Origin of the sequence: Pseudomonas sp. SWI44, from assembly GCF_002947915.1 — a bacterium.
In the GTDB taxonomy this organism is placed as follows: Bacteria; Pseudomonadota; Gammaproteobacteria; order Pseudomonadales; family Pseudomonadaceae; genus Aquipseudomonas; species Aquipseudomonas taiwanensis.
The window spans coordinates 2,542,519-2,556,399 of record NZ_CP026674.1 but is presented as its reverse complement, the minus strand read 5'-3'; the positions used below and the strand labels follow the sequence as shown (position 1 = coordinate 2,556,399).

General features: G+C 61.8%; 13 protein-coding genes. 2 read left to right on the top strand and 11 right to left on the bottom strand.

From position 1 onward, the window contains the following. Nucleotides 1-48 precede the first annotated feature (48 nt). The 7 genes from C4Q26_RS11985 to C4Q26_RS11955 form a co-directional block, all read right to left on the bottom strand. Nucleotides 49-960: a response regulator gene (locus tag C4Q26_RS11985; protein WP_023383058.1), complete on the bottom strand. Its 912-nt coding sequence runs from the start codon at nucleotides 958-960 to the stop codon at nucleotides 49-51. A gap of 165 nt (nucleotides 961-1,125) precedes the next feature. Further along, nucleotides 1,126-1,884, bottom strand: a complete 759-nt coding sequence (gene phoU, locus C4Q26_RS11980) for a phosphate signaling complex protein PhoU (protein WP_023383059.1) — start codon at nucleotides 1,882-1,884, stop codon at nucleotides 1,126-1,128. A gap of 63 nt (nucleotides 1,885-1,947) precedes the next feature. Beyond that, nucleotides 1,948-2,781 (bottom strand): phosphate ABC transporter ATP-binding protein PstB, encoded by an 834-nt coding sequence (pstB, locus tag C4Q26_RS11975; RefSeq protein ID WP_023383060.1) that lies wholly within the window; start codon nucleotides 2,779-2,781, stop codon nucleotides 1,948-1,950. Between the two features lie 72 nt (nucleotides 2,782-2,853). Beyond that, a complete protein-coding gene (pstA, locus tag C4Q26_RS11970; protein WP_023383061.1) occupies nucleotides 2,854-4,524 on the bottom strand; it encodes a phosphate ABC transporter permease PstA in 1,671 nt (556 codons plus the stop codon). 17 nt (nucleotides 4,525-4,541) lie between these two features. After that, nucleotides 4,542-6,830: an ABC transporter permease subunit gene (locus tag C4Q26_RS11965; RefSeq protein WP_023383062.1), complete on the bottom strand. Its 2,289-nt coding sequence runs from the start codon at nucleotides 6,828-6,830 to the stop codon at nucleotides 4,542-4,544. 138 nt (nucleotides 6,831-6,968) lie between these two features. Beyond that, complete coding sequence (locus C4Q26_RS11960) at nucleotides 6,969-7,967, bottom strand: phosphate ABC transporter substrate-binding protein PstS (RefSeq protein WP_003258169.1); 999 nt, start codon at nucleotides 7,965-7,967, stop codon at nucleotides 6,969-6,971. A 225-nt stretch (nucleotides 7,968-8,192) separates the two neighbouring features. After that, nucleotides 8,193-9,482, bottom strand: a complete 1,290-nt coding sequence (locus C4Q26_RS11955; protein ID WP_023383063.1) for an MFS transporter — start codon at nucleotides 9,480-9,482, stop codon at nucleotides 8,193-8,195. Nucleotides 9,483-9,841: 359 nt separating this feature from the next. On the opposite strand from C4Q26_RS11955, the gene C4Q26_RS11950 reads away from it, so the two are divergent. Both C4Q26_RS11950 and C4Q26_RS11945 read left to right on the top strand, forming a co-directional pair. Continuing rightward, a complete protein-coding gene (locus tag C4Q26_RS11950; RefSeq protein WP_003253317.1) occupies nucleotides 9,842-10,240 on the top strand; it encodes an acyl-CoA thioesterase in 399 nt (132 codons plus the stop codon). Between the two features lie 71 nt (nucleotides 10,241-10,311). Next, nucleotides 10,312-11,208, top strand: coding sequence for a D-hexose-6-phosphate mutarotase (locus C4Q26_RS11945; RefSeq protein ID WP_104883112.1), 897 nt, complete (start codon nucleotides 10,312-10,314; stop codon nucleotides 11,206-11,208). A 63-nt stretch (nucleotides 11,209-11,271) separates the two neighbouring features. Here C4Q26_RS11945 and C4Q26_RS11940 read toward each other — a convergent pair whose 3' ends face one another. The 4 genes from C4Q26_RS11940 to purE all read right to left on the bottom strand — a co-directional run bounded on the left by C4Q26_RS11940 (nucleotide 11,272) and on the right by purE (nucleotide 13,779). Then, nucleotides 11,272-11,805 (bottom strand): DUF3299 domain-containing protein, encoded by a 534-nt coding sequence (locus C4Q26_RS11940; RefSeq protein ID WP_023383065.1) that lies wholly within the window; start codon nucleotides 11,803-11,805, stop codon nucleotides 11,272-11,274. 47 nt (nucleotides 11,806-11,852) lie between these two features. Beyond that, complete coding sequence (locus C4Q26_RS11935) at nucleotides 11,853-12,098, bottom strand: GlsB/YeaQ/YmgE family stress response membrane protein (RefSeq protein ID WP_010955824.1); 246 nt, start codon at nucleotides 12,096-12,098, stop codon at nucleotides 11,853-11,855. 96 nt (nucleotides 12,099-12,194) lie between these two features. Beyond that, entirely contained in the window at nucleotides 12,195-13,277 is a 1,083-nt protein-coding gene (locus tag C4Q26_RS11930) for a 5-(carboxyamino)imidazole ribonucleotide synthase (protein ID WP_023383066.1), read from the bottom strand. Nucleotides 13,278-13,287: 10 nt separating this feature from the next. Beyond that, nucleotides 13,288-13,779 (bottom strand): 5-(carboxyamino)imidazole ribonucleotide mutase, encoded by a 492-nt coding sequence (gene purE, locus C4Q26_RS11925; protein ID WP_023383067.1) that lies wholly within the window; start codon nucleotides 13,777-13,779, stop codon nucleotides 13,288-13,290. Nucleotides 13,780-13,881 lie beyond the last annotated feature (102 nt).

Below are 13,881 nucleotides of genomic sequence, written 5' to 3'. Positions count from 1 at the left end.
GCACCTGGTGGTCGTGCAACCCAAGGCGCCAGCTTATCGACGATGGGCTCAGGCCCCCGGAGTGAAATGCTTCTGCTGGGTGCCGCGCGCGATCAGGCGCGACAGGTAATCCAGCTTCTGTGCATCCTGATCGACGAACTTGAACGTCAATTGCAGCCAATCACTCTCTGGTTTCGGTTCCAGAGCCGCAATCGCATGCAAGTAGCCGTTCAAACGTGCCACCTCGGCGTTCTCGCCCTGCTCCAGGTCCAACACCGCACCTTCTAGCACTTGTGGCAGGACCGCACTACGCCGAACCACCAGCAAGGCTTCCTTGAGGCTCAAGGCCTTGATCACACAAGGCTGTGTACCGCTGGACAACCGCAGCTGCCCCTGACCACGGCCCGTCTGCGCAGCAGCAGCGGCGGTAGTGGGGGTTGGCGCGTTGATCAAGGGTTTGGCAGGGGCCGGGGCTGAGGCAGGCGCGGGCGCCGAGACCTTGGCCGCTTCAGGCTTGCCGCCAGTCAGGGCGCTCAACGAGTCGTTGGCGAATGCCGAGTTGACCCGTGCCTGCGCACCCGCCACCAGGCCTTCGAGTTTGCCGATCTTGGTCAGCGCCTTTTTTACCTTGGTCAGCAGCTGCTCGTTGGTGAACGGCTTGCCGACGAAGTCTGAGACGCCGGCCTGAATGGCCTGGATCACGTTCTCCTTGTCACCACGGCTGGTTACCATGATGAACTGCAGGTTCTTCATCTCGGGCTGCTGACGGCACCAGGTCAGCAGTTCCAAACCGGACATTTCCGGCATCTCCCAGTCGCACAGCACCAGGTCGAACGGTTCTTTGCTCAGCATGGTCATGGCCTTGCGGCCGTTGACCGCATCGTCGATGACCATGCCGGGGAAGGCATTGCGCAAGCACTTCCTCACCAGGTCACGAATGAACGGTGCGTCATCCACGACCAGCACATTGACTTTACTCATCGATACTCCTCTTGAATCCCGGCTAGCATAACGCTGACTGATGGCCATTTGCCAAAACATGGACCACGCCGGGAGTTCTTCACATCATTCGCGGGTGCCTGCTGGCTGCTCGACCGCAAACGAAAACGCCCGGCACAGGCCGGGCGTTGAGGCTCGGGAGCAATCCTATTTATCGTCCGCTCCGGCCGGAACATTAGCGCTATCGGCCGTTCCTTCGACTTCCTCTTTCATGCGCTTGAGGCCCAGGTGGCGCACATCAGTGCCGCGCACCAGATAGATCACCAGCTCCGAGATGTTGCGCGCGTGGTCGCCGATGCGTTCCAGCGAACGCAGGGCCCAGATCACACTCAGTACCCGCGAGATCGAGCGCGGGTCTTCCATCATGTAGGTCACCAGCTCGCGCAGCGCGGTCTTGTACTCGCGGTCGATGGTCTTGTCGTACTGAGCCACCGACAATGCCAGGTCGGCGTCGAAGCGGGCGAACGCATCCAGCGCGTCACGCACCATGTTGCGCACCTGGTCGCCGATATGGCGAACCTCGACATAGCCACGCGGCGATTCGCCTTCCTCGCACAGCTGGATGGCACGGCGGGCGATCTTGGTCGACTCGTCACCAATGCGCTCCAGGTCGATCACCGACTTGGAAATGCTGATGATCAGGCGCAGGTCGGACGCGGCAGGCTGACGGCGAGCGAGGATGCGCACGCACTCCTCGTCGATGTTGCGCTCCATCTGGTTGATCTGCTCGTCCACTTCGCGCACTTGCTGGGCCAGGCCCGAGTCGGCCTCGATCAGCGCGGTAACGGCGTCGTTGACCTGCTTCTCGACCAGGCCACCCATGGCCAGCAGGTGGCTGCGCACCTCTTCGAGCTCGGCGTTGAACTGCTGGGAAATGTGATGCGTAAGGCTTTCTTTGTTGATCATCGTCTCGCTCCGCGAAGAAGCTGCAAGCTTCAAGAAGTTCGTGTCGTTCCCTGGCTTCGGTTGTTAGCCGTAGCGACCGGTGATGTAGTCTTCGGTCTGCTTCTTCGCCGGGTTGGTGAACAGGGTGTCGGTATCCCCGAATTCGACCAGTTTGCCCATGTACATGAACGCGGTGTAGTCCGAGACACGGGCCGCCTGCTGCATGTTGTGGGTCACGATGACGATGGTGTACTTGGATTTCAGCTCGTAGATCAGCTCTTCGACCTTCAGGGTCGAGATCGGGTCCAGTGCCGAGCATGGCTCGTCGAGCAGCAGCACTTCCGGTTCTACCGCGATGGTGCGGGCGATGACCAGACGCTGCTGCTGACCGCCAGAGAGGCCCAGTGCCGATTCGTGCAGGCGGTCCTTCACCTCATCCCAGAGGGCAGCGCCCTTGAGTGCCCATTCGACAGCCTCATCGAGCACACGCTTCTTGTTGATGCCCTGGATGCGCAGGCCGTAGACCACGTTCTCGTAGATGGTCTTGGGGAACGGGTTGGGCTTCTGGAACACCATGCCCACACGGCGACGCAGCTCGGCCACGTCTTCGCCCTTGCGGTAAATGTTGTTGCCGTACAGGTTGATCGCGCCTTCCACGCGGCAACCGTCAACCAGGTCGTTCATGCGGTTGAAGGTACGCAGCAGGGTCGACTTGCCGCAACCGGACGGGCCGATGAAGGCGGTCACGCGCTGCTTGGGGATATTCATCTGCACATCGAACAGCGCTTGCTTCTCGCCATAGAACAGGGACAGGCCCGGTACTTCGATGGCCACGGTTTCTTCGGCCAGGCGCAGGCTCTGCTTGTCGCGGCCCAGGGCCGACATGTCGATGCCGTGGGCGTGGGATTCATGCTGCATGGTCAACTCCATACGCTATCAATGCGTTTCAAAGGGCCGCCCGACGGGCGGGCGGCACGCTTGCAATCAGGTTCAGCTGTCGAGAGCCTTGTACTTCTCGCGCAGGTGGTTACGGATCCACACCGCCGAGAGGTTTAGGGTGGCGATCACCAGCACCAGCAGCAGCGCGGTGGCGTACACCAACGGCCGCGCGGCCTCGACGTTAGGGCTTTGGAAGCCGACGTCGTAGATGTGGAAGCCCAGGTGCATGATCTTTTGATCCAGGTGCAGGTACGGGTAGTTGCCGTCAACCGGCAGCGACGGTGCCAGTTTCACCACACCCACCAGCATCAGCGGCGCGACCTCACCGGCAGCGCGGGCCACCGCGAGGATCATGCCGGTCATCATGGCCGGGCTGGCCATCGGCAGGACAATTTTCCACAGGGTCTCGGCCTTGGTCGCACCCAAGGCCAGGGAGCCTTCGCGCACGGTACGTGGAATGCGCGCCAGGCCTTCCTCGGTGGCCACGATCACCACGGGCACGGCCAGCAGTGCCAAGGTCAACGAGGCCCACAGCAGGCCCGGAGTACCCAGGGTCGGTGCCGGCAGCGCTTCGGGGAAGAACAGACGGTCGATCGAACCGCCCAGCACGTAGACGAAGAAGCCCAGTCCGAACACGCCGTAGACGATGGCCGGAACACCCGCCAGGTTGTTCACCGCAATACGAATCAGGCGGGTCACCGGTCCCTGCTTGGCGTACTCGCGCAGGTAGACGGCGGCCAGCACACCGAACGGGGTGACGATCACGGCCATGATCAGGGTCATCATCACGGTACCGAAGATGGCTGGGAAGATACCGCCTTCAGTGTTGGCTTCACGCGGGTCGTCGCTGAGGAACTCCCAGACCTTGGCGAAGTAGGTGCCCATCTTCGTCATGCCGGACATGGCGTTCGGCTGGATGGCATGTACCACTTTGCTCAGGTTGATCTCGACTTCGCGGCCATTACCGTCACGCGCCACCAGGCTGTCACGGGCAAAAGCCTGGTGCAGACTGGTCAGTCGGTCTTCGATGGCCTTGTAGCGGCTGTTCAGCTCGGCACGCTCGGCGTCCATGTCTGCTTGGGCAGCGGCGTCCAGTTTGCCGTCCAGTTCCAGTTTACGGGCATGCAGGCGCAGGCGTTCGAGGCCATGGTTGATGGCACCAATGTCTTTCTTCTCGAGGCTCTGCAGCTCGCTGTTGAGCTGGTTGGCGCGCTTGAGGCGAGTCTGTAGCTCGTTCCAGGCCGCAGGGCCTTCGGCGACGACCTTGCCCTCTTCCTTGACGCTGACCAGGTAGCCGTAGAAGTTGCCCCACTCGCGACGTTCCAGGGCGATCAGGTCGACCGGCTTCTGCTCGTCGACCAGCCATTCGCCGACCACCCAGGTGAAGTCGCTGCCATTGAGGTCGCGGTTACCGACCTTGATCAGCTCGCGGGTCATGAACTCCGGCCCCTCGTCCGGTACTGGCAAGCCAGCACCCTTGAGACGGGCACGCGGGACTTCTTCTTTCTGTACCACTTCACCAATGACGATATGGTCGGCCTGGCCCGGCACCTTGTAGGTGGCCTGGACCAGGTCGGCCGGCCAGAAGTGGCCCAGGCCGCGCACGGCGATCACCGCCAGCAGGCCGACGGTCATGATCACCGCCATGGCGACCGCGCCACCGCTGATCCAGACGCCTGGGGCGCCGCTCTTGAACCAGCTTTTGAGGGAATCCTTTTTCACGGATCTCTACCTTCCTATCAAAGCGACGAGTATTTCTTGCGCAGACGCTGGCGAATCAGCTCGGCCAAGGTGTTCATGATGAAGGTGAACATCAGCAGCACGAGGGCAGCGAGGAACAGCACACGGTAGTGGCTGCCGCCGACTTCGGATTCAGGCATTTCCACCGCCACGTTGGCGGCCAGGGTGCGCATGCCTTCGAACAGGTTCAGCTCCATCACCGGGGTGTTGCCGGTGGCCATGAGCACGATCATGGTCTCGCCAACCGCACGGCCCATGCCGATCATCAGCGCCGAGAAGATACCCGGGCTGGCGGTGAGGATGACCACGCGGGTCAGGGTCTGCCACGGTGTCGCACCCAGGGCCAGGGAGCCCAGGGTCAGGCTGCGCGGCACGCTGAACACGGCGTCTTCGGCGATGGAGTAGATGTTCGGAATGACCGCGAAGCCCATGGCGATACCAACTACCAGGGCGTTGCGCTGGTCGTAGGTGATGCCCAGGTCGTTGGTGATCCACAGGCGCATGTCGCCGCCGAAGAACCAGGTCTCCATGAACGGGCTCATGTACAGGGCGAACCAACCGATCACCAGGATCACCGGGATCAGGATCGCGGCTTCCCAGCCGTCTGGAATACGCAGGCGGATCGACTCAGGCAGACGGCTCCAGGTGAAGCCTGTGAGGAGGATACCAAGGGGCATGATCACGAACAGGCTGAACACACCTGGCAGGTGGCCTTCCAGGTACGGGGCCAGGAACAGACCGGCGAAGAAGCCCAGGATCACCGTCGGCATCGCTTCCATCAGTTCGATCACCGGCTTGACCTTGCGGCGCATGCCCGGGGCCATGAAGTAAGCGGTGTAGATGGCGGCGGCGATGGCCAGTGGAGCAGCCAGGATCATCGCGTAGAAGGCGGCCTTCAGAGTACCGAAGGTCAGCGGCGACAGGCTCAGCTTGGGTTCGAAATCGGTGTTCGATGCGGTCGACTGCCATACATACTTCGGCTCGTCGTAGTTTTCGTACCAGACCTTGCCCCACAGCGCGCTGAAGGAAATTTCAGGGTGCGGGTTCTTTAGGCTCAGTGGCAGCAGCTTGCCACCTTCCTCGATGATGATGCGGTTGGCGCGCGGCGACAGCGCCAGGATACCCGGGCCTTCAGCCGCTGGCTCGACCAACAGGGTTCGGTGCGCAGTGCTGTGGAACACGCCCAGTTTGCCTGCCGCATCCAGCGCAATGAAGCCCTTGCGGCGCTCCTCGGCGTCGATCTGGACGACAGGCGCGTTGCCCATCTGGAAGCTGCGGATCAGCTTGAAGCGCGATTCGCCATCGGGGTCACGCGCCATGAACCACTGGCTCAGCCCCCCCTTGGAGTCACCGAAGATCAGCGAGATGCCGCCGACCAGCTGGGCAGTGGCTGTGATTTCGGCCTGGCCGTCTTCAAGCAGCTTGTAGCGGCCATTGAGGCTTTTCTCACGCAGGCTGAAGACGTCGGCAGTGGCGCGACCGTTGATCACGTACAGCCACTGCTGACGCGGGTCGATGAAGATGTTCTTCACCACTTCGGTCATCTGCGGCAGTTCGATGCGGTTCTGCTCGGTGGTGACCTCGCCGGTCATCATGTTCTCGGTGCTCGTCAGCTCGACCACCTGCAGGTGCGAACCGGTGGAACCAGCCAGCAGCAAGGTCTCGCCATTGAGGTTCACGCTTACGTGCTCGAGCGGACGACCCTCGTCATCGAGCACGAACGGCGCCTGGCCGTACGGGAAGTCGATGTCGGGGGTAATGGTTTTCTTGTTGTCCGGGTAGGTGATCTTGTAGGTGTGGTGGAACACCAACGCCTGGCCGTTGGACAACCCCAACACCACCAGCGGGCTGCCCGGCTGGTCGGTACTGATCGAGCTGACCTGGGTGCCAGCTGGCAACGGCAGGTCGACGCGCTTCACTTCGGCACCGGTCTTGGAGTCAAAGAACAGCGCCTGCCCCTTGTCGGAAACCCGCATGCCCACCAGGTTCTGCTCTTCAAGCGCGATCATCAGCGGCTTGCCGGCGTCCTGCTGCAACCAGGTCGGCTCCAGGGCCTTCTTGCTGGTCAGCTCGGCGCCCTGGAACAGTGGCAGCACCACATAGGCCAGGTAGAAGAAGATCAGGGTAATGGCTGCCAATACGGCAAGCCCGCCCACCAGTACATACCAGCGGGTCAGGCGATCCTTGAGGGCGCGCATGCGGCGCTTGCGTTGCAGCTCCGGCGTATTGAAGTCAATCCGCACGGGAGGGGAATTTTGGGTCATTGTGGAGTTGGCCAGATCATTCATGCGCACACCCTAGCGGTCCCGTATGACAAAAACATGACAGTGCGTTGACGCACAAAAGCCCGCCGCTCAGGAACCCTGGCTTCGGACTGGGAATTCGTGGAAAAGGCCGGCATCCGCGCCGACCTCTTCCTCAGTTACTTACTTCTTTGCAACGTTACCTGCGTGGGACAGGCCCAGGTCAGCCAGGGTCTTGTCGACCACTTTGGCCGGCAGCGGGATGTAGCCATCCTTCACCACGACCTGCTGACCAGCTTGCGACAGGACCAGCTTCACGAACTCGGCTTCCAGCGGGGCCAGAGGCTTGTTCGGGGCCTTGTTGACGTAGACGTACAGGAAACGCGACAGCGGGTAAGTGCCGTTCAGGGCGTTGGCTTCGTTGTCCTCGATGAACTCGCCGCCTTCTTTCTTGGCCAGGGCTACGGTCTTGACGCTGGCGGTCTTGTAGCCGATGCCCGAGTAGCCGATGCCGTTGAGCGAGGAGCTGATCGACTGCACGACCGAAGCCGAGCCAGGCTGTTCGTTGACGTTAGGCTTGAAGTCGCCTTTGCACAGGGCTTCTTCCTTGAAGTAGCCGTAGGTGCCGGACACCGAGTTACGACCGAACAGCTGAACCGGCTTGTTGGCCAGGTCGCCGGTCACGCCCAGGTCGCCCCAAGTCTTGACGTCGGCCTTGCCGCCGCAAAGGCGGGTCGAGGAGAAGATCGCATCGACCTGGGCCATGGTCAGGCCTTTGATCGGGTTGTCCTTGTGTACGAACACGGCGAGGGCGTCGACGGCAACCGGGATGGCGGTCGGCTTGTAGCCGTACTTCTGCTCGAAGGCCTGCAGCTCGACATCCTTCATCTTGCGGCTCATCGGGCCGAGGTTGGCGGTGCCTTCGGTCAGCGCAGGTGGCGCGGTGGAGGAGCCGGCAGCCTGGATCTGGATGTTTACGTTCGGATATTCCTTCTTGTAGGCCTCGGCCCACAGAGTCATCAGGTTCGCGAGGGTATCGGAACCGACGCTGGAGAGGTTGCCCGATACACCGGTGGTCTTGGTGTAGGTCGGGATCGCAGGATCGACAGCGGCTACCGCATTGGCGGTTGCAACGCCAGCGGCGGCAAAGGTGAGGGCCGCCATCAAACGCTTCAGTTTCATGCCTTGCTCCTAGCAGGAATATTGGGGGTGTTGGATGGATCGGGCCCAAGTATCTGCAGGCCGCATGAACACGATATGACTTCAATGTGACAATTGGATGAAAGGCCATCACCGGTTACCGGGATGGCCTTTTCAGGATGTTTCAGAAAGGGGGAACCTTATCGCTGGCAAGCCGGCACCTACAGGGTCGGGGCTTGCCAGCGATCGGAGCGGTACCTCTGCCAATCAGCGTTTGTTGGCGAGCAAATAAAGGCCCACGACCAGACCAACGGCGCACAACCCCGCCACATAGTAGGCGGGCGCCATCGGGCTGACCTTCAGCAGCGCAGTGACCACCATTGGCGTCAAGCCGCCGAAGATGGCGTATGCCACGTTGTAAGAGAACGACAGGCCACTGAAACGCACCACCGGCGGGAAGGCTTTGACCATTACGTAAGGCACCGCCCCGATCACGCCCACGCACAGGCCAGTGACGGCATACAACGGGAACAGCAGGTCAGGCCGGACCGGCAGGCTGTGATAGAAGGTCCAGGAGCTTGCCAGCAGCAGCAGACTGCCAACCACGAACACGCGGCCCGCGCCGAAGCGGTCGGCCAGGCTGCCGGCACCGATGCAACCGAGGCTGAGCAGCACGATCGCCAGGCTGTTGGCCTTGAGCGAGTCGGTGGGGCTGATGTGGTAGATACTCTGCAGCAACGCCGGAGTCATCAGGATCACCACGACGATACCCGCCGACAGCATCCAGGTCAGCAGCATGGACAGGATGATCGGGCCACGGTGATCGCGCAGTACCGCGCGCAATGGCAGCTCTTCGGCCAGTGCCTTGCGTTCCTGCATTTCGGCGAACACCGGGGTTTCATGCAGCCAACGACGCAGGTACACCGAGAACAGGCCGAACACGCCACCGAGCAGGAATGGGATACGCCAGGCGTAGCCGGCGACTTCCTCGGCGCTGTACACGCTGTTGATTAGGGTCGCGACCAGCGAACCCAGCAGGATGCCGGCGGTAAGCCCCGCAGTCAGGGTGCCGCAGGCATAACCTGTGTTGCGCGCTGGTACGTGCTCGGAGACGAATACCCACGCACCCGGCACCTCACCACCAATGGCCGCGCCCTGGATGACGCGCATCAGCAGCAGCAGGATGGGTGCCCACATGCCAATTTGCGCGTAGGTCGGCAGCAGGCCCATGACCAAGGTTGGCAGCGCCATCATGAAAATGCTCAAGGTGAACATCTTCTTGCGACCCAGCAGGTCGCCGAAGTGGGCCATGATGATCCCGCCCAGCGGCCGCGCCAGGTAGCCGGCGGCAAAGATGCCGAACGTTTGCATCAGGCGCAGCCACTCAGGCATGTCGGCCGGGAAGAACAGCTTGCCGACCACGGTGGCAAAGAATACGAAGATGATGAAGTCGTAGAACTCCAGCGCTCCGCCAAGGGCGGACAGTGAGAGAGTCTTGTAGTCACTGCGGGTCAGCGGCCGCGAAGGCTGCTCGATACTGCTGGGCACGGAGGTCATCGCTCGTTGTTCTCTTGTAGGTCATGCAGACCGCTTGGCACGCGGCTTCTGGATTGGGAGACAGGCGAAGATAGCAAATTGCCGAGGCGCATCGTTAGCGATACAAAATCCATACAGATATTCATCAATGCACGGTCGTCGCTGGCTGTTCTGCTCTATATACTGCCCACTCGTAGGAAAAAGGTTGGTCCAACTGTGGGATGTTGTGCGAAAACGCCGGTCACTATGCTCAGGCGGTTTCGCAGAGTTTCCCTACGGCCGCCCAGCAAAGCGAAATCAGCGTAGTATGTTTCGAGCTGAATCGTTTTCACGGCCTTGCGCCATACCAACGAAGCGTCACGGGTCAGAGGCCCCACCGCATGATTGAGCTCGAACAAGAAGATCCTATTCCGCAAGGCGACCTGGCCTTGCAAATCACCGCACTCCCCCGCGAAACCAACGGTTTCGGCGACATCTTCGGCGGTTGGCTGGTTGCCCAGATGGACTTGGCCGGCACCGCCATGGCCAGCCGCGTCGCCGGCGGCCGGGTTGCCACGGTGGCCATCGATCGCATGGCATTCCTTGTCCCGGTGGCCGTCGGCGCGCAGCTGTCGTTCTATACCCAGACCCTGGAAATCGGCCGCAGCTCGATCCAGATGATGGTGGAAGTCTGGAGCGACGACCCGCTGTCCAGCGAATGGCGCAAGGTGACCGAAGCGGTATTTGTTTTCGTGGCCATCGATGGCAGCGGCCGCACCCGCTCTGTGCCTCGTCGCTGAGCCTGGCGAGCGGTAAACTCATTGCAAGTCACAGGGTCCAAGACCCACAGGCATTCAATGAGACGAGCGCAATGGCTACCTTCAAGGTCGAATCCGAGCAACATGGCGAACTCAACTGCTGGCGCATCACCAGCGACCGCGCCGAATTACTGATCGCCCAGCAGGGTGCGCAGATCCTCAGCTACCAGCGCGTGGGCGAGCCACCGCTGCTGTGGCTGAGCGACCAGGCCATCTTCCGAAAGGACAAGTCGGTGCGCGCGGGGGTGCCAGTGTGCTGGCCGTGGTTCGGCAATCTGCAGCGCAACCCCCAGTCGGTGCAGGCCATGTACCGTGGCGAGCAGCCGCCTGCCCATGGTTTGGCGCGCACGCGTGACTGGCAATTGCTGGGTATCGAAGAAGTTGGCGATGGCCTGCGCATCGAGTTCGAGCTGCCCGAGGCAAAGGGTGAACTGCCCGGCTGGCCTCATGAAGTCGAACTCAAGCTTGTGGTGGAGCTGGACCAGGACCTGACGCTGACGATGACCAGCTGTAATCAGGGCACTACCCCGGTCACCATCAGTCAGGCCCTGCACAGCTACTTTGCGCTCAGCGATGTGCGACAGGCGCGGGTCGAAGGCGTCGAGGGGCTGAGCTACATCGAGACCCTGGCAGACTGGGAGCAACGCCAACAACAGGGTGCACTGGGCTTCACCGGCGAGACCGACCGCATCTACCTGAACACACCCGCTCGACTGAGCATCGTCGATCCACACTGGAACCGGCGCATCACCTTGAGCAGCCAGGGTTCACGCTCGGCGGTGATCTGGAACCCATGGACCGACCGCGCCCGCGTACTGCCAGACATGGCCGATGATGGCTGGCAACGGATGCTGTGCATCGAGACGGCGAACGTGTGGGATGACGTAGTGGAGTTGGAACCTGGGGCCAGCAGTTCGCTGCAGGTCCGGGTGGGTAGTGACACGATCTGACAGCCTGCGCCTAGCTCATGGGCCTCTTCTAGGGTTCTCTCTCGAAGAGGCCGGCGCAGGCACTCAGAGGTCGGCGTCTTCAACCACCCTCACCTGCCCCGCATCCATCGCATACGCCGCATCGGCCAGGTCATTGCTGACCTTCTCCACCTTCAGCTTGCCGCTGACCCAAAGCGGGGTGTAGATATCGTCGATCTTCAGTCCCTTCGGGTAGCGCACCAGCACCAGCTGGTTGGGCGGCGGCGGTGGCACGTGAATGCAAGCTCCTGGGTACGGCACCAGGAAGAACAAGGTGCTGTTGCCCTTGGCATCGCTTTCCAACGGCACCGGGTAGCCACCCAAGCGGATTTCCCGGCCGTCCATCGCCGCCACGGTCTTGGTCGAGTACATCACCGCCGGCAAGCCCTTGCTCTGCTTGAGGCCGCCCTTGTCGGTGAAGGTGCCCATGGCCTCCGGCGAGTTGTGGTCGATCTCGGGCATCTGCTCGAGCGCTTTCTGATCCGACTTGGGCATCAGCTCCAGCCAGTCGGTCTCGGGCAGTTCGGCATGGGCCAGGGTACTGGCCAGAAGCAAGGGAATGAGAAAAAAGGCTCGCATGAAATGCTCGGCAACTCGGATGAATTGCCGGGCATTCTACCGCCTATTCAACGCTTCTTGATGAATCCATAGATCACCAGAAGGACGACGGCACCTACCAGCGCTCCGAAGAAGCCTGCAGCCTGGCCCGCCTGGTAGATCCCCAAGGCCTGCCCACCGTAGGTGGCGAGCAAGGAGCCGGCGATACCCAGCAGGATGGTCATGATCCAGCCCATGCTGTCGTCCCCTGGCTTGATGAAGCGCGCCAGCAGGCCAACGATGAGGCCGATGAAGATAGTTCCAATGATGCCCATGGCAGTCCCTCTGCAGTGAAGATGGAACAAGCCAAAGCCTAGACAGCGCTTTGGCTTGTTGCCATTTCAGAGGCCCTGCCCGTGGCAGAAGTTCGATCAGTTGCTGATCAGCGCCTCTACCTCGGCGATTTTGCTCTTGAGGGTGGGCATGTCCTGGCAGCGCAATGTGGCGTGACCCACCTTGCGTCCGGCCTTGAAGGCCTTGCCGTAGTGATGCAGGTGGCAATCTTCGATAGCCAAGACCTTGTCGACCGCCGGGACTTCGCCGATGAAGTTGAGCATCGCGCTCTCACCCACCTTGGCGGTCGAACCCAGTGGCAGGCCGGCAACGGCGCGCAGGTGGTTCTCGAACTGGCTGCATTCGGCGCCTTCGATGGTCCAGTGCCCGGAGTTGTGCACCCGCGGGGCGATTTCGTTGGCCTTCAGGCCACCGTCGACTTCGAAGAACTCGAACGCCAGGACGCCCACGTAGTCGAGCTTCTGCAGTACACGGCCAACATAGTCTTCAGCCAGCGCCTGGAGCGGGTGAGCCTCGCTGGCCACCGACAGACGCAGGATGCCGCTCTCGTGCGTGTTGTGCACCAGCGGGTAAAAACGGGTTTCGCCATCCCGGGCACGCACGGCCACCAGCGAGACTTCGCCGGTGAACGGCACGAAGCCTTCGAGCAGGCACGGTACGCTACCCAGTTCGGCGAAGGTGCCGACCACGTCCTCGGGCGTGCGCAGGACCTTCTGGCCTTTGCCGTCGTAACCGAGGGTGCGGGTCTTGAGCACCGCCGGCAGGCCGATGCTGGCCACGGCAGCGTCCAGATCTTGCTGCGAGAGGATGTCGGCGAAGGCTGGGGTCGGGATGCCCAGGTCACGGAACATGCTCTTCTCGAACAGGCGGTCACGGGCGATGCGCAGCGCCTCGGCGCTCGGGTACACCGGTACGAATTGCGACAGGAAAGCCACGGTCTCGGCCGGGACGCTCTCGAACTCGAAGGTCACCAGGTCGACTTCGTCGGCCAGCTGGCGCAGGTGGTCCTGGTCGCCATAGTCGGCACGCAGGTGCTCGCCCAGTGCGGCGGCACAGGCGTCCGGCGCCGGGTCGAGGAAAGCGAAGTTCATGCCCAGCGGAGTACCCGCCAGAGCCAGCATGCGGCCCAACTGGCCGCCACCGATTACACCGATCTTCATGGGTTCAGCCTCAAGCCTGACGTGGATCTGGATTGTCCAGGACGGTCTCGGTCTGCTCTGTGCGGAACTGCTTGAGCGCTGCATGGTACTGAGGGTACTTGGCGCCCAGGATGCTCGCCGACAGCAAAGCGGCGTTAACAGCTCCGGCGCGACCGATAGCCAAGGTAGCAACCGGTACGCCGGCAGGCATCTGCACGATCGACAGCAGCGAGTCCACGCCCGACAGCATCGACGACTGCACCGGTACGCCCAGCACCGGCAGGTGGGTCTTGGCCGCGCACATGCCTGGCAGGTGGGCTGCACCACCAGCACCGGCGATGATCACCTCGATACCACGCCCTTCGGCTTCTTCAGCGTACTGGAACAGCAAGTCCGGGGTGCGGTGGGCGGAAACCACCTTCACTTCATAGGGAATGCCGAGTTTTTCCAGCATATCGGCGGTGTGGCTAAGGGTGGACCAATCGGACTTGGAGCCCATGATCACGCCAACCAGTGCACTCATCGTCGAGCCTCTCCTGCAAGCGCCTTCAGGCGCGCTAAAAGCAACAAGCCACGCAGGTCGACCGGCGTGGCTTGTCATACGGATTCTGAATCGACCTAGCCG